General features: G+C 70.5%; 22 protein-coding genes and 2 tRNA genes. 14 read left to right on the top strand and 10 right to left on the bottom strand.

All coding sequences use genetic code 11. The annotated features are described in order from the left end of the window. Position 1: 1 nt before the first annotated feature. The 4 genes from MFF01_RS20265 to MFF01_RS20250 form a co-directional block, all read right to left on the bottom strand. Positions 2-196, bottom strand: a complete 195-nt coding sequence (locus MFF01_RS20265) for a DUF1656 domain-containing protein (RefSeq protein ID WP_238228078.1) — start codon at positions 194-196, stop codon at positions 2-4. Then, positions 196-2217: an FUSC family protein gene (locus MFF01_RS20260; protein ID WP_238228075.1), complete on the bottom strand. Its 2022-nt coding sequence runs from the start codon at positions 2215-2217 to the stop codon at positions 196-198. The genes MFF01_RS20265 and MFF01_RS20260 overlap by 1 nt, the downstream gene beginning before the upstream one ends. Beyond that, complete coding sequence (locus MFF01_RS20255) at positions 2214-2627, bottom strand: DUF4345 domain-containing protein (RefSeq protein WP_238228073.1); 414 nt, start codon at positions 2625-2627, stop codon at positions 2214-2216. The genes MFF01_RS20260 and MFF01_RS20255 overlap by 4 nt, the downstream gene beginning before the upstream one ends. Positions 2628-2787: 160 nt before the next feature. Next, positions 2788-3039, bottom strand: a complete 252-nt coding sequence (locus MFF01_RS20250; RefSeq protein ID WP_238228071.1) for a hypothetical protein — start codon at positions 3037-3039, stop codon at positions 2788-2790. A gap of 210 nt (positions 3040-3249) precedes the next feature. Here MFF01_RS20250 and MFF01_RS20245 point away from each other — a divergent pair, with 210 nt between their 5' ends. Next, positions 3250-3885, top strand: a complete 636-nt coding sequence (locus tag MFF01_RS20245; protein WP_238228070.1) for a glutathione S-transferase family protein — start codon at positions 3250-3252, stop codon at positions 3883-3885. Between the two features lie 54 nt (positions 3886-3939). Here the strand turns inward: MFF01_RS20245 and MFF01_RS20240 are convergent, their stop codons facing one another. Then, on the bottom strand, positions 3940-4506 hold the full coding sequence (locus MFF01_RS20240) for a DUF2147 domain-containing protein (RefSeq protein WP_238228069.1): 567 nt from the start codon (positions 4504-4506) through the stop codon (positions 3940-3942). Between the two features lie 202 nt (positions 4507-4708). Here MFF01_RS20240 and ndk point away from each other — a divergent pair, with 202 nt between their 5' ends. Both ndk and MFF01_RS20230 read left to right on the top strand, forming a co-directional pair. Continuing rightward, positions 4709-5131 carry a nucleoside-diphosphate kinase gene (ndk, locus tag MFF01_RS20235; RefSeq protein WP_238228068.1) on the top strand — a complete coding sequence of 141 codons (423 nt, stop codon included), beginning with the start codon at positions 4709-4711 and terminating at the stop codon, positions 5129-5131. A 138-nt stretch (positions 5132-5269) separates the two neighbouring features. Then, on the top strand, positions 5270-5647 hold the full coding sequence (locus MFF01_RS20230; protein WP_091973694.1) for a hypothetical protein: 378 nt from the start codon (positions 5270-5272) through the stop codon (positions 5645-5647). Positions 5648-5682: 35 nt separating this feature from the next. Here MFF01_RS20230 and purN read toward each other — a convergent pair whose 3' ends face one another. Both purN and purM read right to left on the bottom strand, forming a co-directional pair. Then, entirely contained in the window at positions 5683-6342 is a 660-nt protein-coding gene (gene purN, locus MFF01_RS20225) for a phosphoribosylglycinamide formyltransferase (protein WP_238228067.1), read from the bottom strand. Further along, positions 6342-7409, bottom strand: a complete 1068-nt coding sequence (gene purM, locus MFF01_RS20220; RefSeq protein WP_238228066.1) for a phosphoribosylformylglycinamidine cyclo-ligase — start codon at positions 7407-7409, stop codon at positions 6342-6344. The genes purN and purM overlap by 1 nt, the downstream gene beginning before the upstream one ends. Before the next feature lie 138 nt (positions 7410-7547). Between purM and MFF01_RS20215 the strand changes: the two genes are divergently transcribed. The 6 genes from MFF01_RS20215 (at position 7548) to MFF01_RS20190 (ending at position 15575) form a co-directional block, all read left to right on the top strand. Further along, positions 7548-8639: an AI-2E family transporter gene (locus MFF01_RS20215; protein ID WP_238228065.1), complete on the top strand. Its 1092-nt coding sequence runs from the start codon at positions 7548-7550 to the stop codon at positions 8637-8639. Between the two features lie 5 nt (positions 8640-8644). Continuing rightward, the gene (locus MFF01_RS20210) at positions 8645-9355 is read left to right on the top strand and encodes a P-loop NTPase family protein (RefSeq protein ID WP_238228132.1); all 711 of its coding nucleotides are present in this window, start codon (positions 8645-8647) and stop codon (positions 9353-9355) included. Between the two features lie 117 nt (positions 9356-9472). Then, positions 9473-11872, top strand: a complete 2400-nt coding sequence (locus MFF01_RS20205) for an RNA degradosome polyphosphate kinase (protein WP_373319825.1) — start codon at positions 9473-9475, stop codon at positions 11870-11872. Positions 11873-11895: 23 nt separating this feature from the next. Then, positions 11896-13449, top strand: a complete 1554-nt coding sequence (gene ppx, locus MFF01_RS20200; RefSeq protein ID WP_238228064.1) for an exopolyphosphatase — start codon at positions 11896-11898, stop codon at positions 13447-13449. Between the two features lie 19 nt (positions 13450-13468). Continuing rightward, complete coding sequence (locus MFF01_RS20195) at positions 13469-14491, top strand: zinc-binding dehydrogenase (RefSeq protein WP_238228063.1); 1023 nt, start codon at positions 13469-13471, stop codon at positions 14489-14491. A 103-nt stretch (positions 14492-14594) separates the two neighbouring features. After that, positions 14595-15575 (top strand): lipid A biosynthesis lauroyl acyltransferase, encoded by a 981-nt coding sequence (locus MFF01_RS20190; protein WP_238228061.1) that lies wholly within the window; start codon positions 14595-14597, stop codon positions 15573-15575. Positions 15576-15620: 45 nt separating this feature from the next. Here the strand turns inward: MFF01_RS20190 and MFF01_RS20185 are convergent, their stop codons facing one another. The 3 genes from MFF01_RS20185 to MFF01_RS20175 all read right to left on the bottom strand — a co-directional run bounded on the left by MFF01_RS20185 (position 15621) and on the right by MFF01_RS20175 (position 19042). After that, positions 15621-16895, bottom strand: coding sequence for an aminopeptidase (locus MFF01_RS20185; RefSeq protein ID WP_238228060.1), 1275 nt, complete (start codon positions 16893-16895; stop codon positions 15621-15623). Between the two features lie 97 nt (positions 16896-16992). Then, entirely contained in the window at positions 16993-17286 is a 294-nt protein-coding gene (locus tag MFF01_RS20180; protein ID WP_238228059.1) for a DUF2218 domain-containing protein, read from the bottom strand. A gap of 265 nt (positions 17287-17551) precedes the next feature. After that, the gene (locus MFF01_RS20175) at positions 17552-19042 is read right to left on the bottom strand and encodes an FAD-binding oxidoreductase (RefSeq protein WP_373319828.1); all 1491 of its coding nucleotides are present in this window, start codon (positions 19040-19042) and stop codon (positions 17552-17554) included. A gap of 102 nt (positions 19043-19144) precedes the next feature. On the opposite strand from MFF01_RS20175, the gene MFF01_RS20170 reads away from it, so the two are divergent. The 5 genes from MFF01_RS20170 (at position 19145) to MFF01_RS20150 (ending at position 21974) form a co-directional block, all read left to right on the top strand. After that, positions 19145-19843, top strand: a complete 699-nt coding sequence (locus MFF01_RS20170) for a fumarylacetoacetate hydrolase family protein (protein WP_238228057.1) — start codon at positions 19145-19147, stop codon at positions 19841-19843. 2 nt (positions 19844-19845) lie between these two features. Next, positions 19846-20331 (top strand): NUDIX domain-containing protein, encoded by a 486-nt coding sequence (locus MFF01_RS20165; RefSeq protein ID WP_238228056.1) that lies wholly within the window; start codon positions 19846-19848, stop codon positions 20329-20331. A 127-nt stretch (positions 20332-20458) separates the two neighbouring features. Beyond that, positions 20459-20533, top strand: a tRNA-Gly gene (locus MFF01_RS20160). A gap of 100 nt (positions 20534-20633) precedes the next feature. Beyond that, positions 20634-20708, top strand: a tRNA-Gly gene (locus tag MFF01_RS20155). 351 nt (positions 20709-21059) lie between these two features. Continuing rightward, the gene (locus MFF01_RS20150) at positions 21060-21974 is read left to right on the top strand and encodes a PhnA-like protein (RefSeq protein ID WP_373319824.1); all 915 of its coding nucleotides are present in this window, start codon (positions 21060-21062) and stop codon (positions 21972-21974) included. Positions 21975-22026: the final 52 nt, after the last annotated feature.

Here is a 22026-nt window from a genome sequence, read left to right as displayed (position 1 = left end):
GTCAGAGGAACACGATCAGGAGGGCGAGGAGGCAGACGTAGAGGCCGGCTTCCGCGAGCGGCGGATTGGCGACGTAGCGGCTGAAGTGAAGGCGGTTGAACACGATGCGCAGGAGAACGAGGAGCGCCAGCGCCCCGGCCGCGTAGGCGACGAAGGGCGAGACGAGGACGCCGCCGAAATCGAGGTCTTGGCGCATTAGGTGGCCCTCACGCCGAGGCGGCGGAGGAACCGGCCCTGGGTCGCGGCGACGTTGGCGAGGGTGGCGAGATCGCTCGCCGCCCGGGCGATGGCCAGACGCGTGGCCCGGTCGGCACCCGGGCCCGCGGCCAGGAGCGCGCCCGCCGCCCCTTCGATGTCCCGCCGGTCCACGGCCTCGATCGCCTGCCGGGCCGCCCCTGCGGCCGCGGCCAGGGCGGGATCGCCCGCCAGGGCGCGCAGCTCCGCGTGGGCGCGGGCGGCCGCCGCCTCCATCCGGGCGAGGTCGAAGGCGCGGGCGAGGCTCGCCGCCCGCACGGCGCCGCTTTGCGAGCTCCACTGCGCGAACTGGAGGAGGCGATCGCTGTTGAGGCTGGTGCGGGTGGTGGCGTCGCCGCCTTCGCCCGCCAGGGCGTCGACGAGGGCGCGGCGCGCCGAATCGAGGGCGAAGGCCCGGTGCTGGGAGGCCGAAATCGGCAGGACGATCCGCACGGTGACGAACAGGATGAAGGCCGCCACCACCACCAGCAGGGCGTTGGTGAGGAAGGTCTGCGGGTCGTAGGTCTGGGGATTGGAGGGCGAGAGCAGCACGGGGAAGAACACGAGCAGGATGAAGCCGACGCCGAAGGTCGGCGGGTTGAGGCTGAGGAAGCAGGCCGCGAACACCACGGGTGCGATGGCGATGGCCAGCAGCGGAAAGCCCTGCACGCCCGCGAGCAGTCCGTACAGGACGATTCCCGCGCAGAGGGCGGCGAGGGGCATGCCGATGAGCACGCCCCGGGCGAACGCCTTCGGATCCGGGTTGATGGAGGAGAGGGCGCAGGTGGCCGCCACCTGCACCAGGGCGAAGGAGGTGGCCGGCCAGCCCGCCAGGATGAGGAGGAGCGCCGTCGTGCCGAAGGCGATGCCCACCCGCGCGGCCCCCCGCAGGGCCACGGGAAAATCACGGTGGGTCGGCAGGGGCACGTCGCGTGAAGGGCGGTTCCCCGTGGCGAGGGCCGCGGCGCCGTCCTGCGCGAAGGCGACGTTGCGGGCAAAATCGACGGCGCGCTGCAGGACCAGGATCTCGCCGAGGCCGGCATCGCCCTGCCCGATGCGGTCGGCCAGTCCCTCGCGCAGGCGCTCGGCGACCTCGGCGGCGGCGTCGGGCCCCTCCTCCCGGGTGAGGGCGACGCACAGGGCGCGGGCCTCCGCCACGGCGGGGCCGGGGCCCGCGAGCCGATCGATGGCCGCCGTGAGGGCGCGGGCGGACGCCGCCATGCCGTAGAGGGCCGCGATGGCGCTGCGGGCGCCGGCGGCACGGTTGGGGCCATCGTCGAGCTCGCCCGCGATGGCGCTGGCGTCGCCCCGCATGACCGCGATGCGGCGGATGAGGGCGGCCGTGCGCTCCGATCCGGGATCACCCGTCGTGAAGGTGTCGCGGGCGAAGGCCCGGGTGGCCGCGACGGCGTCGTCCAGGGGGCCGCGCAGGGCGCGCCACGTGCTGGGAGAGGCGAGGGCGTCGTTGATAAAGGTGATGGCGACGATGCCGATGGCGATGGCCGCCACCCGGTCCACGGCGGCATCGAACACCTCCTGCGGCGCATCGATATGCGCGACGGCGATGATCGCCACGGTGTAGCCCGACAGCATCGCCCCGTAGGCCCGGGTGTCCTGCAGGAAATGGGCGGTGAAGACGCAGAGCATGAGCCAGGTCGCGGACGACACGAGCAGCAGCACCCGATCCTGGGCGAACAGGGCGATGAGCACGATGGCCGCCACGGCGCCGACCAGGGTGCCGACGAAGCGGTAGAGGGCCTTTGAGAGGGCCTGCCCGCGCTTGGGCTGGGCCAGGATCGCCACGCAGACCATGGCCGAGGAGGCGCCGGAGAGCTGCAGCCAGAACGCCGCGTAGAGGGCCAGCACCATGGCGAGCCAGATCCGCACCGCGAAGGCCCAGGCGGCGGGGGCCGGCACGATCCGCTCGGCGAAGGCGAGGGCGCGTTCGAGGGGGGAGGGCGCTTCCTCCGCCGCCTCGCTCATGCGGAGCGCGGCCCGGCCGGGGCGACCGTCGGGACTCGCCCGGCGACGCGGGCCTGCCACAGGCACAGGAGCGGCGTGACGACGAGTTCCACCGCGAGCGCCGCCATCATGGTGAGGGACGGCAGGCCAGTGAGGGCCAGGCCGAGCAGCCGGGCGAGGCCGCCGAGCCCCACCACCAGAGTGAGGAAGCGGAACAGTCCGGTCTTGGCCTCGATCCCCGGCACGCAGGTCCAGAACAGGATGCCGATGCCCATGTGGAGGCCCGACAGGTAGCGGTAATGGCTGTCGGCCGAGACGTCGACGAGGCCACCCGTGCCGCCCACGCCTGTCAGGACGCCGTAGAGACCCGACACGACGGGCACGAGGGCGACGACCGCCACCACCCGCTGCAAGGCCTGCCGCTCCCGCATCGTCCCGACTCGTGCTCCATCACCCGCCCGACGGGCAACCGGGCAGGCGCACAAGCGTTCCTGCGTTCGCGCACGCCATCATCCCAAATCCGGGGCATCTCTTCGAAATGGCGGATTTGGCTTCGTGATCCAGCCCCGCCTCGATCGAGGGGACGCCGGATCAGGCCTTCTGTTCCTTCAGGCGCTTCACGCATTTGCTGTAGTATTGCGGCCATTTCGGTCCCTTGGCGGCCTTGTCGGCGACGGAGAGGGCCCGCCATTCCGCGCCGCAGGCCTTCTGTCGGGCGCGCGCCGCGCTCTGGGTCACGCTCGGTTCCTTCGCGGCGGCCCCGTCCTTCTCCTTGGCGATCACCGGCTGTGTCAGGAGGAGTGGGGCGGCGAGGCAGGCGACCAGGACGGAACGGAATGGCATCGTGACAACCCTCGATGGTGGCTTGGCCCGCGACGCGACGGGCCGCGCATCACACCCACAACTACAGGGTTCGGCAAGAGCTTTTCACGGGCCTTGCACGGGCCGACCCGTTCGATCCACCGCGGGTGACCCGTCCGCTGCAACCATCGACTGGCGTTCCGGTTTGATCCGGCACATGAAGAGTGTCCAACCTTGGCCGGGATGATCCGCATGGCACACGCTCCGGGACGACCCATCGACGTACACACCTGGAGCACGCCCAACGGCTGGAAGATTCCGATCATGCTGGAGGAGTGCGGCCTGCCCTACCGGGTGGTGCCGGTGAATATCGGCCGGGGCGACCAGATGGCGCCGGATTTCCTCGCCATCTCGCCCAACAACAAGATTCCGGCCATCGTCGATCCCGACGGTCCGGACGGCCAGCCGATCACGGTGTTCGAGTCGGGCGCGATCCTGCAATATCTCAGCCGCAAGACCGGCTGCCTCTCGCCGGCCGACGAGCGGGCGCGGGTCGCCGTCGAGGAATGGCTGATGTGGCAGGTGGCGGGCTTCGGGCCCATGCTCGGCCAAGCTCACCATTTCCGCATCTACGCGCAGGAGAAGATCCCCTACGCCATCGAGCGGTTCACCACGGAGGCCCAGCGCCTCTATCGCGTCCTCGACGGCCAGCTCGCCGGCCGGGACTACGTGGCGGGTGCGCTGTCCATCGCCGACATCGCGATTTTGCCCTGGGCCAAGTACCACGAGAAGCAGGGCGTCGACCTCGCCGGACTGCCCCACGTCCGCGCGTGGCTCGACCGGATGCTGGCGCGTCCGGCCGTGCAGCGTGGATTCTCGGCGATCTGAGGGAAGGGCGGACTCTTCCCCTCGCCGGCCTTTCCGATGCTCCGTCGGAGCGGACTAGTGGTCCGTCGGCACGGCCGCCTTGGCGGCGGGCTTCGGGGCGGCCTTGGCGGCCTTCGGGGCCGGGACCGGTGCGGTCGTCTCGCCGGCCACGTTGGCGGCCTGCTGGTTCACGTCCGGCACCCGGGTCCAGGTCTGGGAGCCGCACAGGATCTTGAGGAGGCAGCCGGAGACGGACAGTTCCGAGGCGCTCTCGCGCTCCAGGCTGACCTGATACAGCTTGCCCTCGTCGGCGTTGTAGATCTCGCCGGAGAACTTCGACTCCTCGGGCTTCAGGTTGTCGAGGAGGGTGAGGCCCAGCGCCGGGCGGTTGCGCTTCTTCGGATCGGGATTCTTGATGTCCGTACGCGGGCTGCCGTCCTCGGTGGTGGGGGATTTCAGCCAGACCACCTTGCCGCAGATGTTGGCGCCCGCCGGGCCGCAGCGATCGATGCGGACCTTAGCCCGGCCGTCGCCCGTGAGCCAGGTGCCGGAGGGGTCCTGGGCCGGGGCGGCGAGGGCGGGGACAGCCTGCACCCCGGAGAGGCCGGACAGGAGCAGGGCGGCAGTCAGGACAGCGCGCATGAGCTGGTCTCCGTGAAGTGGCGAAAGGGGGTGATGTCGTTGGCCCCAGAAGGCCCGCGCATTGGGGCGATTTTCCGGCACTGTTGCGCTCAAGCCATGGCCAAGGCTTTTTCGCCTTCGGGTTGAGGGGCGGGGGCGCCCCCGCTATAAGCCCGGCGCCGGAGCCTCAGTTTCGGCCCCAGAATCAGAACCGGACGCATTCATGGCCACCGAGCGCACCTTCTCCATCCTCAAGCCCGACGCGACGAAGCGGAACCTGACCGGCGCGGTCAACGCCGTGATCGAGAAGGCGGGCCTGCGCATCGTCGGTCAGCGCCGCATCCAGATGAGCCGCGCCCAGGCCGAGAAGTTCTACGAGGTCCACAAGGAGCGCCCGTTCTTCGGCGAGCTCGTGGAGTTCATGATCTCCGGCCCCGTGGTGGTGCAGGTGCTCGAGGGCGAGAACGCCATTGCCCGCTACCGTGAGGTCATGGGCGCCACCAATCCGGCCAATGCCGACGAGGGCACCATCCGCAAGACCTTCTCCGAGTCGGTGGGCGAGAACACCGTCCACGGGTCCGACAGCGCCGAGAACGCCAAGATCGAGATCGCGCAGTTCTTCCAGGATTCCGACATCGCCGGCTGAGCCGGGACCGTCGCGTCGCCCACCACCCGGGCGGCGCGACATTTGTCGCCGCGCTGTGGCCGCGCTGCCCTTGCGCGGCCCCGGAGGCTCCGTGAAACCGGGCTCTCTCCCGAATCGCTTTCACGGACCCATCGCACCATGCGCTTCCTCGCTCCGCGCACCGGCCGGTTTCTGCTCGCCGCCGGCCTCCTCGCCACCGTCGCGGCCTGCAATGCCAACAAGGCCGGCCCCACGGCGGATCTCGCCGGGTACACGCCCGACCCGGCCCTCAAGACCGCCTCCACGAGCAACCTGACCGGCCGCGTGCGCCACGCCTGCACCGTGACCCAGGCCAAGCTCCAGGGCGTCTCCGAGGTGTCCCTCGCCCGTCCGTGCGGCTGCTATGCCCAGCGCACCCTGGCGAGCCTCGACCAGTCCGAGCTCGCCGCCTACCGCACCACCGGCTATTTCAATGATTCGGCCCGCGCCAAGGCGCTCGGCGCCCTCGACAGCTGCCAGCTGCCGCGACCGGCCTGATCAGCCCCAAGGCGGACCCGACCGGGTCCGCCTTTTCAGGAAAGACTGAGCAGCGCCCCCTCGGCCCGGCTCACGTCGTTCCCGAACACCACCCGGTCGCCGTCGAGGCGGGCGCGGCCCGAGGCGATCAGCGCCAGGGCCGCCGGGTAGAGCCGGTGCTCCTGCACCAGGATGCGGGCGGCGAGCGCATCGGCATCGTCGCCCGGCAGGACCGGCACGGCGGCCTGGGCGACGATGGGCCCGGCATCGAGTTCCGATACCACGTAATGCACCGTGCAGCCGTGGAGGCGCACCCCGGCGGCCAGCGCCTGTTCGTGGGTGTGCACGCCCTTGAACAGGGGCAGCAGGGAGGGGTGGATGTTGATCATCCGCCCGGCCCAGGCCTCGACGAAGCCGGCGGAGAAGATCCGCATGAAACCGGCCAGACACACGAGGTCGATGTCGGCGGCCACGAGTTCGGCGTGGAGCGCCTCGTCGAAGGCGGCCCGGCTCGGATAGGTCTTGTGGTCGAGGGCGCGGGTCGGGATACCGGCGGCCGCCGCCGTGGCGAGGCCCCCGGCCTCGGGCCGGTTCGAGGCCACCAGCACGATCTCGGCGGGGAACTCCGGCTCGGCCGCCGCCGCGATGAGCGAGGCCATGTTCGAGCCGCGCCCCGAGATCAGGATCGCGACCCGGGTCTTCTTCGCGGTCGCCATCAGAACGTGAGCCGGCCTTCGAAGGTCACGGCCTCCGGGCCGCGCGGCGTGATCCGGCCGAGGACCACGGGCGATGCCCCGCCGAGATCCAGCGCCTTCGACACCGCGCCGACGCTGTCGGGCGAGACCACCACCACCATGCCGATGCCGCAGTTGAAGGTGCGCAGCATCTCGGCTTCGGCGACGCCGCCGACCTCGGCGAGCCAGCCGAACACCGGCGGCGGCATGATCGCGTCGAGGTCGATGGCGATGCCGACCCCGTCGGGCAGCACGCGGGGCAGATTGTCGGGGAACCCGCCGCCGGTGATGTGGGCGAGCGCCTTGATGCCGTCCGTGGATTTCAGGGCGGCCAGCAGCGGCCTCACATAGATTCGGGTCGGCTCTAGGAGGGCCTCGCCGAGCGTCCGGATCGGATCGAACGGGGCCGGATCGTCGTAGGACAGGCCGCTGCGCTCGACGATGCGGCGGACCAGCGAGAAGCCGTTGGAATGAACTCCCGAGGAGGGCAGGCCGAGGACCACGTCGCCCGGCACGATGTTGCCGCGCGGCAGCAGGGTACCGCGCTCGGCGGCCCCCACGCTGAACCCGGCGAGATCGTAGTCGGCCCCGTCGTAGAGCCCCGGCATCTCGGCGGTCTCGCCGCCGATGAGGGCGCAGCCGGCGAGCCGGCAGCCCGCCGCGATGCCGCGCACGATGTCGGTGCCGACGCCCGGCACCAGCTTGGCGGTCGCGTAATAGTCGAGGAAGAACAGCGGCTCGGCGCCCTGGACGATGATGTCGTTGACGCACATGGCCACGAGGTCGATGCCGATGGTGTCGTGGCGGTTGGTCTCGATGGCGATCTTGACCTTGGTGCCGACGCCGTCGTTGGCCGCCACCAGGATCGGATCGCGAAACCCCGCCGCCTTGAGGTCGAACAGGCCGCCGAACCCGCCGATCTCGGCATCCGCCCCCGGCCGGCGCGTGGCCCGCACCAACGGCTTGATCGTCTCGACCATGGCGTTGCCGGCATCGATGTCGACGCCCGCTTCTGCGTAGGTCATTCCGTGTTTGGGCTCGCCGGTCATCCGCGCCGCTCTCTTCCGATCCGCTCTTTGGCGACCTCTACCCATTCCCGCGCGCCTTCGCGAGTCTTCTGCGACACGCCTTGACCGCACCGCACCGGCTTCCCACTCTCCGAGGAGAGTGGTGACGGGGGACGGCCGATGCGCGGCAGGGCGGTGATCGGGTGTCTGGCTCTGGGTGGGGTCGCCCTGCTCCTCTATCTCCTCGCCGACGTGATGCTGCCCTTCGTGGCCGGCCTCGCGCTCGCCTACCTCCTCGACCCCATCGCCGACCGCCTGGAGCGCCTCGGGCTCGGGCGGCTCGCGGCCTCGCTCCTCATCCTGGCGGTGTTCGTGGTGGCCCTCGTGGTGGCGCTCCTCATCGTCGTGCCCCTGGCCGCCAGCCAGATCGCCGCCCTCGTCGCCACCCTGCCGGGGATGGTGGCGCGCCTGCAGGGCATTCTGACGGAGCAGGCCGGTCCGCTCCTCCAGCGCGTGGGCGGCGCGGACGTGCTCACCGAACTGCAATCCTCCGTCGGCTCCCTGGTGGGTCAGGGCGGCACGTGGTTCCTCGCCTTCCTCAAGTCCCTGTGGTCGGGCAGTCAGGCGCTGATCTCCATCGCCTCGCTCCTCGTGGTGACGCCCGTGGTGGCGTTCTATCTCCTCGTCGACTGGGACCGGATGATCGCGACCCTCGACGGCTGGGTGCCGCCGCGCCACCGCACCGTGGTGCGCCGCCTCGGCCGCGAGATCGACGGGGCGGTGACCGGCTTCGTGCGCGGCCAGACCCTGGTCTGCCTGATTCTCGGCACCTTCTACGCCGTGGGCCTGTTCTGCGTCGGACTGAACTTCGGCGTGCTCATCGGCCTCATCGCGGGGTTTCTCACCTTCATCCCGTATGTCGGCACGCTCACGGGCTTCCTGCTCTCCGTGGGCGTCGCCCTGGCTCAGTTCTGGCCCGGGTCCGACTGGCTCCATATCGGTCTCACCATCGGGGTCTTCGGGGTCGGACAATTCCTCGAGGGCAACGTGATCTCGCCGAAGCTGGTGGGCGAATCGGTCGGCCTCCATCCCGTCTGGCTCATGTTCGCCCTTCTGGCGTTCGGATCGCTGTTCGGCTTCCTCGGCCTGCTGCTGGCCGTCCCCGTGGCCGCCTCCATTGGCGTGGTGGTGCGCTTCGCCCTGAGCCGCTACCTGCAGAGCCCGCTCTATCACGCGGGCGCACCCGTGCTTCTTCCCAACCGTGAGATCTGATGGCCATCCGCGAGAACGCGCCGCCCAAACAGCTCGCCTTCGACCTGCCGGCCGATCCCCGCTACGGCCGTGAGGATTTCCTGGTCGGCCCCGCCAACGAGGCGGCCTACGGCCTCGTCGAGGCCTGGCCGAACTGGCCCGACACGGTCTGCCTCCTCACCGGCCCGCCCGGCAGCGGCAAGAGCCACCTCGCCTCGATCTGGGCGACGCGGGCCCATGCCTGGACCGCCGCCGCCGCCGAGGTCCAGGCGGCGACGGTGCCCCACCTCGTTTCCAACGGCGCCCTCGTCATCGAGGACATCGACCGCCCCGAGGGACGCGACGAGGCGGCCCTGTTCCACCTCCTCAACCTCGCCCGCGAGCGGGGACGGCCGGTCCTCGTCACCGCCGCCCGGCCCGTCGAGGCCATGGGGCTCGCCACCGCCGATCTGCGCTCGCGCCTGCGCCTGGCGCCGGGCGCCACCATCCTGGCCCCCGACGATGCGCTTCTGCGCGCGGTCCTCGTCAAGCTGTTCGTCGACCGCCAGCTCGTGGTCGACCTTGCCGTGGTCGAGGCCCTGGTTCTGCGCATCGACCGCTCGTTCGACCTCGCCCGGCGGGTGGTGACCGAACTCGACCGCGACGCCCTCGGGCGCGGCCGGCGCATCACCCGGCCCCTGGCGCTCGCCGTGCTGGAGCGCCTCGGCCTCGACGCCTGCGACGACGAGGCGGATTAGAGGGCACGCCCTCGAGATCCCCTCCGGCGGGGACACGGACAGACTGTCATCGAACCGTCAAGAATCGCGGCGTCCCCCATGCTAGGAAGCCGCCCCGCAGCTTTCAGGAGAACCCCCTTGGCGGATATGGAATCGGACGCGACCGCACCGGAGACCGGTCCCATCGAGGGCGAGGCCACGCCTGCGGCGGCCCGGACCCGGTCCGCGCGGCCCGCGCCGAAGCGCGTGGCGCGGGAGAAGCCCGTCTCCGATGCGGAGGGGCCCATCGCCATCGATGCCGCCGAGGCGCCCGACGTCGACCTGCCTCTGACGGAGGCGCCCCAGCCCGCGCCCGACCTGCCGGCCGAGGCGGATGTCCGCGGCACCGTGCGCGAGGCGGGCCTCGCCCTGCGTCACTCGCCCGAACGCTTCGTCAACCGCGAACTGTCCTGGCTGCAGTTCAACCGCCGGGTGCTGGAGGAGGCTTCCAACCCCAACCACCCTCTGCTCGAACAGCTGCGCTTCCTCTCGATCTCGGCTAACAACCTCGACGAGTTCTTCATGGTGCGCGTCGCCGGCCTGCACGATCAGGTCCGGTCGGGCCTCGTCACCCCGTCGCAGGACGGCTTGAGCCCCGCCGAGCAGCTCGCCCGCGTCGGCACGGAGGTGTCGCGCCTCGCCCTCGACCAGCAGCAGCGCTGGCGCGAATTGCGCGGCGAACTCCTCGGCGTCGGCATCGAGCTCACGGAGCCCGCCGGCCTCACGCCGGAGCACAAGGCTTGGCTCGAGGAGTATTTCCTCAACCACGTCTTCCCAGTGCTGACGCCGCTCGCCATCGATCCGGCGCACCCGTTCCCGTTCATCCCGAATCTTGGCTCGACCATCGCCCTGATGCTCATGCGCCCGCGCGACGGCCGGGTGCTGCGCGCCCTCATTCGCCTGCCGGCCCTGGTTGACCGCTTCGTCCGCCTGCCCGATGCCGAAGGGGACGCCACCGCCCGCTTCATCGCCATCGAGCAGGTGATCGTCCTGTTCACCGGGCGCCTGTTCCCCGGCTACTCCCTGCGCGGCCACGGCGCGTTCCGGGTAATCCGCGATTCCGATCTCGAGATCGAGGAGGAGGCCGAGGACCTTGTCCTGCATTTCGAGACGGCCCTGAAGCAGCGCCGGCGCGGCGTCGTCATCCGCCTCGAGGTCGAGGCCGGCATGTCGGAGGATCTGCGCGCCTTCGTGGCCGACGAACTCGAGATCAGCCCCGACGCGGTGTTCCTCATCGAGGGCATGCTGGCGTTGAACGAGCTGTCGCAGATCGTCGGGATCGACCGGCCGGAACTCAAGTTCAAGGCCTACAACCCGCGCTTCCCCGAGCGCATCCGCGAGAGCGGCGGTGACGTGTTCGCCGCCATCCGGCAGAAGGACTTCACCGTCCACCACCCCTACGAGTCGTTCGACGCGGTGGTGCAGTTCTTAGGCCAGGCCGCCCGCGACCCCAACGTGGTGGCGATCAAGCAGACCCTCTACCGCACCTCCTCGAACTCGCCCATCGTGGCGGCCCTGGCGGAAGCCGCCGAACTCGGCAAGTCGGTGACGGCCCTGGTGGAGCTCAAGGCCCGCTTCGACGAAGAGGCCAACATCCGTTGGGCGCGCAACCTCGAGAAGGCCGGCGCACAGGTGGTGTTCGGCTTCGTCGAGCTGAAGACCCACGCCAAGCTGTCGATGGTGGTCCGGCGCGAGGGCGACAAGCTCGTGAGCTACTGCCACGTCGGCACCGGCAACTATCACCCGATCACGGCGCGCATCTACACCGACCTGTCGTTCTTCACCGCCGACCCGGTGGTGGCCCGCGACGTGTCGCGCATCTTCAACTACATCACCGGCTACGCCGAGCCCGCGGGCCTCGAGCGCATGGCGGTCTCGCCCCTGACCCTGAAGCCCCGGCTCCTGGAGAACATCGAACAGGAGGTCGCCCACGCCAAGGCGGGGCGCCCGGCGGCGATCTGGATCAAGTGCAACTCGCTGGTCGATCCGCAGATCATCGACGCCCTCTACGACGCGAGTGCCGCCGGCGTGCAGATCGACTGCGTGGTGCGCGGCATCTGCTGCCTGCGACCCGGCATCCCCGGCCTTTCCGAGACGATCCGGGTCAAATCGATCGTCGGGCGGTTCCTGGAGCACGGGCGCATCTACGCCTTCGGCAACGGCGTCGGCCTGCCCCACCCCAAAGCCACGGTCTACATTTCGTCGGCCGACCTCATGAGCCGCAACCTCGACCGCCGGGTCGAGGCCCTGCTGCCGATCACCAACCCGACGGTGCATCAGCAGGTGCTCGACCAGATCATGCTGGCCAACCTCCTCGACAACCGGCAGAGCTGGCGTGTACTGGCGTCCGGTGCGAGTGAGCGGATCCAGCCGGCCGAGGGCGAGGAGCCGTTCAACGCCCATAAATATTTCATGACGAATCCGAGCCTGTCCGGGCGCGGGAAATCGTCGAAGAAATCGAGTCCCCGTGCCCTGAGCCGCCGGGCCCAGCGCGCCTGAAGACCGCCTTCGAAGGAACTCGCATGGGCTTCCGCCATGCCGGCCTCCCCCGCCTCGACTCCGGCGCCGACGCCGACGCGTCTGCGGCCCGGATTCGACGCGAGCCCGTGGCCATCATCGACATCGGCTCGAATTCCGTGCGGCTCGTCGCCTATGACGGGCTGACCCGGGCGCCGACCCCCCTCTACAATGAAAAGGTGCTGTGCGGGCTAGGCCGGAACGTGCTCACCACGGGGCGGCTCAATGAGGAGGCGGTCCAGCGCGCCCTCGTGGCGCTCGCCCGCTTCCGGGTCCTGTGCGAGATCATGCAGGTGACCCAGGTGCTCGTGCTGGCCACGGCGGCCGCGCGCGACGCCGCCAACGGTCCGGAATTCCTGAGCGCGGCGCAAGCCGCCTGCGGGCACCCCATCGAGCTGCTGTCGGGGCGGCGCGAGGCCGAATTGTCGGCACTCGGCGTGGTGTCGAGCTTCCATGCGCCCGATGGGGTCGTGGGCGATATGGGCGGCGGCTCCCTCGAACTCGTGGACGTGCGCGGTGCCACCGTCGGCATGGGCGTGACCATGCCGCTCGGCGGCCTCGCGCTTCAGGACCTCTCGGGCAACTCGCCCAAGAAGGCCATCAAGATCGTGCGCGAGCACCTGAAGAAGGCCGCGCCCCAGCTCGAGACCCTGCGCGGGCGCAGCTTCTATGCCGTCGGCGGAACCTGGCGGGCGCTGGCGCGCCTGCATCAGGCCGCCCGGGGCTACCCGCTCCACGTCATGCACGGCTACAGCGTCGAGCCCTCGGACGAACTGAACTTCCTCGAAGTGGTGGAGCGAACAGACGCGGCCCTGCTTCAGGATGTCGAGAGCGTGTCCGAGGCGCGCCGGCCGCTGCTGGCCTACGGTGCCCTGGTTCTGGAGGAGATCCTCCGGGTCGGGCGGCCGCGCGAACTCGCGGTCTCGGCCGCCGGCGTGCGCGAGGGCCTGCTCTACGAGCGGCTCGACCGCGACGCGCGGCTGGCCGACCCCCTGCTGGTGGCGGCGGCCGAACTCAACGCCCAGCGGGCCCGCTCGCCGGGCCACGCCACCGACCTCATCGCCTGGACCGATCGCTTCATCGCCACCCTCGATGCGCCCGAGACGGCTGACGAGCGCCGCCTGCGCCACGCCGCTTGCCTGCTCTCGGACATCGGCTGGCGGGCGCATCCCGATTATCGCGGCGAGCAGAGCGTCAACGTCATCACCCATGCGGCCTTCGTCGGAATCGACCATCCGGGGCGGGCCTATCTCGCGCTGGCCATCTATTTCCGCCACGAGGGCGTCGCACCCGAGAAGGCGAGCCCGATGCTGCGCGGCCTCGCGGGGACCCGATTGTTCGACCGGGCCCGCCTGCTCGGTGCCCTCCTGCGCCTCGCCTTCCCCCTGACGGCCGGGATGGAGGGAGCTCTCGGAAGCCTGCCCGTCACCGTCGAGGACGGGCGCATCACCCTCACCCTGCCGGCGGATTGCGAGGCCCTGGCGGGCGACCGCATCCTCAACCGCGTGCGCGGGATCGGCCGCGTCGTCGGTCTCGACGGCCGCATCACGGTCGCCTGATTTTTCGGATCGAGCCCCCATGCAAGCGCTCCAGCTCTTCGGCGACCGCGACCTGCGCGTCAGCGAGATCGAGACCCCGGCGGCCCCCGGCCCCGGCGAGGTTCAGGTTCGCGTGCGCGCCGTCGGCCTCAACTTCATCGACGTCTGGGGCTTTCGCGGCATGGCGTTCGCCAAGCGCAAGCTGCCCCTCACCGTAGGGGCGGAAGCCGCCGGCGAGATCGCCTGCGTCGGCGAGGGCGTCACGGATCTGCGCGCGGGTGACCGCGTGGCGCTCTACGGCGCCCAGACCTGCGGACATTGCAAGGCCTGCCGCGAAGGGCGGGACAACCTCTGCGAGAACGTCGCGGGCGTCATGGGCTTCCACATCGACGGCTTCGCCCGCGAGTTCGTCACCATGCCGGCCCGCCTCGTGGTTCGGGTGCCGGAGGGCGTGAGCTTCACCGATGCCGCCTGCGCGCCCATCGCCTTCGGCACCGTGCAGCACATGCTGTTCGACAACGCCAAGCTCGAGCCCGGCGAGAGTCTCCTCGTGCATGCCGGCGGCTCCGGCATCGGCACGGCGGCCATCAAAATGGCCAAGGCCATCGGCTGCACGGTGTTCACCACGGTGGGGGACGATGCCAAGGGCGAGAAGGCCAGGGCGCTCGGCGCCGACCACGTCATCAACTACCGCGACGAGCGCTTCGAGGGCGAGGTCCGTCGGCTGACGAAGCGCAAGGGCGTCGACGTGGTGTTCGAGCATGTCGGGCCCGACACCTGGAACGGCTCGCTCCTGTGCCTCAAGCGCGGCGGGCGCCTCGTCACCTGCGGCTCGACCTCGGGCGTCTCCACCACCATGAACCTGATGCAGCTGTTCCAGCAGCAATATCGCATCACCGGTTCGTTCGGCTGTTCCATCGCCAACATTCGCCAGTCCCTGGCCAAGATGGCCGAGGGCCTCACCCCCGTCGTCGATACGGTGCTGCCGCTGGCCGATTTCGCGCAAGGGCTGGAGCGCCTCGAGTCACGCAAGGTGTTCGGCAAGATCCTCGTGACGTTGTGACCCCGGCCGGCGGAGGCCGCGCGAGGGTGCACCGCCGCGAAAAAATGATCTAAGCGGGGAGGGCGGAGCGTCGCCCGGAACGCTCCCCCGCACGGGATTTGCCTTGCTCCGTCTCGCCCTGGTCTTGAAACGTCATCTGCCGCGTCTGGCCGGACTCGCGATGATTCCCCTGATCCGGACCCTGTTCTGGCTGGCGCGCCGGCTCGGGACCGACCGGGCGAGCCGGGTGGGCGGACGTATCGTCCGGACCGTGGGGCCGTTCCTGCCCGCCCACCGCACCGCCATGGCCAACCTCGCGCTCGCGTTCCCCGACCTCGATCCGGCGGCGCGGCGGGCGATCGCGGCGCAAGCCTGGGACAATCTCGGGCGCACGGGCGCCGAGTATGCCCATCTGCACACCCTGTTCGATTTCGACGCGGCCGACCCGGCGAGCCAGCGCATGCAGGTCTCGGGAGAGGACTACTTCGCGGACCTGCGCGACGACGACAAGCCAGGGCTCATCTTCTCGGCCCATCTCGCCAACTGGGAGCTGCCGGCGATCTGCGCCGCCCGCTACGGCCTCGACGCCACGGCGATCTTCCGCCCGCCCAACGACGCAGCCTCCGCTCGCCTCGTCCAGGAGGTGCGCCGCCAGACCATGGGCGGCCTTGCGGCGGCCGGGCAGGGCGCCGTCTTCGCCATGCGGGGCGTGGTGGAGCGCGGCGGCCATCTCGGCCAGCTCATCGACCAGCATTTCACCCGGGGCGTCGTGGTCGAGTTCTTCGGCCGCCCGGTCCTCGTCAATCCGCTCCTCGGCAAGCTCGCCCGGCACTACGAATGCCCGGTCCACGGCGTCCGGGTGGTGCGGCGGGACGACGCGCGCTTCGCCCTCGAACTGACCCCGCCCCTCGACCTGCCGCGCGACGCGACGGGCGCCATCGACGTCCAGGGCGCCATGCAGGCCATGACCCGCGTCGTCGAGGACTGGATCCGCGAGAATCCCGGCCAGTGGCTCTGGATGCACCGGCGCTGGCGCCCGGCGATGCTGCCGAAGCCGAAGACTCCGGCGGCGTCCGCCCCCGAGACGGCCTTGCCCGTCGCCTGATGCGGGTCCGAAGGGCTTAAGCCCTTCGGAATCCCGGGACGGCGTTCAGTCGATCCACTCGCCCGCGCGCATGACCGGGATCGCCCGGCCCTCCGCCGTGAGGCCGTCGACGTCGATCTCGGCCGAGCCGATCATCCAGTCGATATGGATCAGGCTGCGGTTGGCGCCCCGCGCCACGAGGTCCGCCTCGCCGAACGCCGCGCCGCCGTCGAGGAAGCACTTGCTGTAGGCTTGGCCGAGCGCGATGTGGCTCGCGGCGTTCTCGTCGTAGAGGGTGTTGTAGAACAGCAGACCCGAGGCGGAGATCGCCGAGGAGGCCGGCACCAGGGCGACCTCGCCGAGCTGGCGCGCGCCCGCATCGGTCTCCAACACCTTGGCGAGGACGTCGCCGCCCGTGCGGGCCTCGGCCTCGACGATGCGTCCACCCTCGAACCGCACGCGGATACCCTCGATGAGGGTGCCCTGATAGGACAGGGGCTTGGTGCTCGTCACGACGCCGTCGACCCGGTCCTTGTGGGGCGTGGTGAACACCTCCTCGGTGGGGATGTTGGCGTTGCAGGTGATGCCGCTGCGGGACACCGAGGCGCCGCCGCACCATTCGTGATCGTCGGCGAGCCCCACGGTGAGGTCGGTGCCCGGCCCGGTGAAGCGCAGGGCCGCGAAGCGGTGGGCGTTGAGGGCACCCATGCGCGCGTGCAGGGCGGCGTTGTGCGCCTCCCAGGCGGCGATGGGATCGGGGCCGTCGACCCGCGAGGCCGCGAAGATCGCGTCCCACAGGCGGGCCACGGCGGCCTCCTCGGGCAGATCCGGGAACACCGTGCGGGCCCAGGGCGTGGTCGCCGCCGACACGATGGTCCAGTTCGTGGAGAAATTAGCGATGAGTTCGAGGGCCGGTACGTAGGCTTGCGAGCGGGACCGGTTGGCGCGCGACACCCGCGTGGTGTCCTGGCCGGCCAGAAGCGACGGGTCGTCACCCGCGACCGCGAGCCGCGCGGCGCCGTTGCGATAGGCTTCCGCCATGCCGGAATAGAGCCAGCCTGCGGCCGTATCGAAGGCCTCCTCCGGCGCGTAGGCGAACCGCGCCAGGGTCGCGGCATCGTCGGAATAGAAGGTCGTGACGAGGGAGGCCCCGGCCCGGTAGGCCTGCGCGGTGATCGCCCGCACGAGGGGGACGGTCTCCAGGGGCGCCGTGATCACGAGTTCCTGGCCGGGGCGCAGCCCAAGGCCGACCTTGACGGCGACTTCCGCGAGGCGCTCCAGGCGCTCCGCGTGGAGCGTCGAAGCCGTGCCCGCTCCGCCGGTCTGCCCGTGTGTGTCCATGTCCGCATCTCCCTCGACCGATCCTCGGCCTCCACCTTAGATCGGGTTTCGGCAGGATCAGATCCAGAGAGGGGAGGTCAAGTCCGGGGACGCTGGGTCAGGCCGCGCGCGACCAGGTGATCTCGCCGAGGTTCTCGCGGAAGGCGAAGCGCAGGAGGTGGTCCGAGACCACGTTCTCGAGGCGCGTCAGGGCCGCCGGATCGGGGGTCGCAACCTGCATCACCAGGGCATCGGCCTCGGCCTCGAAGGTGCACACCCGGTCCTCGCCGAACGGCACGCGGCCGGCGGCCTCGGTGGCCTCGACGGGGAACTTGTGGCTCCAGTGCCGGCAGAGTTGCTTGAGGTAGCGGCTCGCCTCGGCGGTGGGAACTCGTGCCTGGGAGATCGGCATCCTGGGGTCTCCTTCGTGCCCTCGGCGGGGCGGTGTCGCGTCGCAGCGCGGTCTGATCCTCGGGCGATTGAAGGATCGCAACGGTTAAGGCCGGGTAACCTGCCGCACCGCACTCTCCGTAAAACCACCGAACCCACACATCCTTGGCGCCCATGGCGTCCAATTCATGGCGCGTCGCGATAAACCATTCTGGCTCGAATTGGTGCGACGCACAATAACAAGCTGTCGAGACCTGTTCCGGTTCCGGCAAAACTTCGCGCCCGGGTCAGGACGAGGGCAGGGCGGGCGGTCCACCGCCTTCGGGCACCACGACCTTGCCCGGATTGAGGAGGCCGTCCGGGTCGAGGGCCGCCTTGAGGCGGCGCATGAGATCGAGGGCGACGGGGTCGGTGTAGCGGGTGAGTTCATCACGCTTGATGAGACCGATTCCGTGTTCGGCGGCGATGGAGCCGCCCAGCGCATGCACCACGTCGTGGACGATGCGGTTGAAGCGGCTCCACTGAGCGAGGAACGCCGCCCGGTCCATGCCGACGGGTTGGCTCAGGTTGAAGTGGATGTTGCCATCCCCGAAATGCCCGAAGGCGCAGACGCGCAGGCCCGGCATCTCCGCCTCGCAGGCCTGGGTCGCCGTCGCGAGGAATTTAGGCAGGCGCGACAGCGGCACCGAGACGTCGTGCTTGATCGAGCCGCCTTCGCGCCGCTGCACCTCGGAGAGGTTTTCGCGTAGCGCCCACAGGGCCTGGTTCTGGGCCTCACTGGCGCCGAGCGTCGCATCCTCCACGAGGCCGGCCTCGATGGCCCCGGCGAGGGCCGCCTCCAGGGCCGCGGCGGCCGGTGCGTCGGTCCGCGTCGAGGAGAACTCCACGAGGGCATAGGTGCCGTGGGCCTGCGCCAGGGGTGGCGTCGCGCCGGGCGTGTGGCGCAGGACGATCTCCAGGCCGAAAGGCGGGATCACCTCGAAGGCGGTGAGGTCGTGCCCGGCCCGGTCGCGCAGATGCGCGAACAGTGCGAGCGCGGCGGCCGGATCTGCGAGGCCGACGAAGCCCACCCCCCGGCTCAGCGGTTTCGGGAACAGCTTCAGGACGGCCGCCGTGATGATCCCGAGCGTCCCCTCCGAACCGACGAAGAGGTGCTTCAGGTCGTAGCCGGCATTGTCCTTGCGCAGGGCCTTGAGGCCGTTCCAGACCCGGCCGTCGGCCAGCACCACCTCGAGGCCGAGCACGAGGTCGCGGGCGTTGCCGTAGGCCAGCACCGCCGTGCCGCCCGCATTGGTCGCGAGGTTGCCGCCGATGCGGCACGACCCCTCCGAGGCGAGCGACAAGGGAAACAGCATTCCAGCCCGATCCGCCGCCGCCTGCACGTCCGCCAGGGTGACGCCGGCCTCGACGGTGATGGTGGCGTCGAGGGGATCGACGGCCCGCACCCGGTCGAGGCGGGCGAGCGACAGGACGAGGCCGCCCTGGGGCACCCCGCCGCTCACCAGACCGGTGTTGCCCCCCTGCGCCACGACCGGCACCCGCGCCTCGGCGCATCGCGCCACGACGAAGGCGGCCTCCGCCGCATCGGCCGGGCGCGCTACGGCGAGGGCATGGCCCCGATGCAGACCGCGCGTCTCGACGAGGTAGGGGGCCACATCCTCCGGTGCCGTGAGCACATGGGCCGCACCGAGGCGTTCGGTCAGGGCGGCGAGAAGGTCGGGGGAAGCGGACACGGGCGGTTCTCGTAAGGGGTTTCGTGACGTGGTCTTCACGGGCATCCGGGATGGCACGGCCGGGCGCTCTCCCTATGATAGGGGGCGAACGGCCTGCGTGCAGGGCGTTCCGCCGTGCATCCTCAGAACCGGGAGTTCCCAAAGGCGATGCTGTCCGTGATTCCCAACCCGCCGCGTATCGCCCTGCCCATCGTCGGCAGCGCGGACCTGTTTCCCGTGCGGCGCGTCTACTGCGTGGGCCGCAACTACGCGGCCCACGCCCGCGAGATGGGCAAGGACCCCGAGCGCGAGCCGCCGTTCTTCTTCATGAAGCCCGCCGACGCGCTTCAGGTCGTGGTGGGCCCAGAGGTGGCCGACCATCCCTATCCGCCGCGCACGGAGAACTACCATTTCGAGGTGGAGATGGTGGCGGCCCTGTCGGTCGGCGGCGCCGACATCGCGCCGGCTTCCGCCCTCGATTACGTCTACGGCTACGCGGTCGGCCTCGACATGACCCGGCGCGACGTCCAGGACGAGGCCAAGCGCCTCGCCCGGCCCTGGGACCTCGCCAAGGCTGCCGACGCCTCCGCGCCCATCGGGCCCCTGCACCCCGCCGCGGCCATCGGCCACCCGGCCCACGGCGCCATCACCCTCGGCGTCGACGGCGCGGAGCGCCAGCGCGGAGACCTCTCCGAGATGCTGTGGTCGATCCCTGAGCAGATCGCCTGCCTGTCCGCGTATTTCACCCTGCATCCGGGCGATCTCATCTTCACCGGCACGCCGTCCGGCGTCGGCGCCGTGACGCGGGGGCAGACCATGCGGGCGGCCATCGAGGGCCTCGGCGCCATCGAACTCCGGGTGGTCTAGGAATGACCTCGGGCCGAGCGCTACTGGACCGGCCGCTCCTGCGGCGGCTGTTCCACCTCGGGGCGCTGGCCACGCGCGGGATGACGCTGGGGGTGCGGGGGGCCGCCATCGACGGGCAGGGCCGCGTCTGTCTCGTGCGTCACACCTACGTCGCCGGCTGGCACCTGCCCGGTGGCGGCATCGAGGTGGGGGAGAACGCCGTGGCGGCGATGATCCGCGAGTTCCGCGAGGAGGCCGAGATCGTCGTCGATCCGGCCCGGGGCCTGCGGCTCCACGGGTTCTACCACAACGAGGCGGCGGCCGGCCGCGACCACGTCGCCCTGTATGTGGCGCCCGCCTTCCACGTGGCGCGGGCGAAGGCCGCCGACCGGGAGATCGCGGCGTGCGAATTCTTTCCCCTCGACGCCCTGCCGGAGGCGACCACGGCCGCCACCCGTGCCCGCCTGCGCGAAATCCGCGACGGCGCGTCGCCGGCCGCGCGGTGGTAGCCGGGCGCCGAAACGCGCCGGCTACGGGAATCGCCCGTTCGGCCCTTGCAACGCTCCGCGGAATGGTGTTTAGAGACGCCGTCCGGGGCCGCCGGCGGTTCTTTCCACCAGCGGCATACGGTTGTGAGCGGGTGTAGCTCAGGGGTAGAGCACAACCTTGCCAAGGTTGGGGTCGAGGGTTCGAATCCCTTCGCCCGCTCCAATTGAACCGAGACGAAACGAGGCTGGAAACCGCCCAGGTTTACTGGCGTCGTGATAGAGAAGATCCCGATCGTCGGCTTCGCGCCGGTATCGTGGTGTGAGCGGGTGTAGCTCAGGGGTAGAGCACAACCTTGCCAAGGTTGGGGTCGAGGGTTCGAATCCCTTCGCCCGCTCCATTTTCACTAAACCATCGAATATCTTGAACGGTCCCTTCCGGGGCCAACAGCCGAGCGCGGGTGCTCCGCTTCCCCGGCCGATCCGTTGGACCGCAGGCCTGAAGCCACCGCGCTTGGGCGCAGTCTTCACCGGAAATCGCCGTCGACCGCAAGAACGGCGAAACGTCGCGAACATTTTGCGGAACCGCACGTTGGGAGGTCGAGGGCGTACGATGCCGCGCGATTGGGCAGGGTGTGCCCGTTTTCGTGTCATCCGACGCATCGCCTCCATCTTCACGGTCGGAATGCCGACCCGGCTTTTCCGGGTGCATCCCGATCCGACTTCCGCGACCGTTTTCCAGGAGTTCCCCCTTGGCCGTTACACCCGCACGCACGTCCGTCGTCTCGACCACCGCCATCGAACCGCGCAGCACGCTCCTGCTGCATCAGGTCTCATGGGGAGCGGTCTTCGCCGGCGCCGTCATCGCCCTCGTGGCGCAGATGATCCTCAACATGGTCGGCCTCGGCGTCGGCATGGCGACCCTCGACCCCACGGGCAACGACACGCCGTCCATCGCCAGCCTGTCCACGGGCGCGGGTCTGTGGTGGGTCGGCTCGGGCATCGTCGCCTCGCTCATCGGCGGCTTCCTCGCCGGCCGCCTGTCGGGCAAGCCGTCCGCCGGCACCAGCGGCTACCATGGTCTCGTCTCCTGGGCGGTCACCACCCTCGTCATCGTCTATCTGCTGACCTCGGCGGCCGGCAGCCTCGTGGGCGGTGCTTTCGGTGGCCTGTCCAGCGTGATCGGCGGCGCGGGCTCGGCCATCGGCGGGGCCGCCCAGACGGCGGCTCAGACTGCCGCGCCCTCGCTCACCAAGCTGGCGAACCCCCTCGACGGCATCGAGAACCAGGTGCGCCAGACGTCGGGCGGCCAGGATCCGGCAGCCCTGCGGGACACCGCCGCCCAGGCCGTGCGCGCCTATCTCTCGGGTGATGCGGCCCAGCAGGCCCAGGCCGAGGCCCGCGCCGCGGATGCTCTGGCCAAGGCGCAGGGCATCTCTCCCGACGAGGCAAAGGCTCAGGTCCAGAACTACCGCAAGCAGTACGAGCAGGCCGCGGCCGAGGCCAAGCAGAAGGCGACCGCCGCCGCCGAGACGACCCGCAAGGCGGCGGCTCAGGGCTCGCTCTATGCCGCCCTCGCCCTCGTCCTCGGTGCCCTCGCGGCCTTCCTCGGTGGTCGCTTCGGCGCTGTCGATCCGGCCCTCGCCTCCGGCACCCGCCGCGATTGATCGCGCCTCCCGCCGGCGCTGCGCCGGCGGGCATCGCCGAACGAGAAAGGCC

It is taken from the genome of Methylobacterium adhaesivum (genome assembly GCF_022179065.1).
GTDB classification, from domain to species: domain Bacteria; phylum Pseudomonadota; class Alphaproteobacteria; order Rhizobiales; family Beijerinckiaceae; genus Methylobacterium; species Methylobacterium adhaesivum.
Note: the sequence above shows the minus strand (reverse complement) of the source record. Positions and strands in the feature narration are given on the sequence as shown.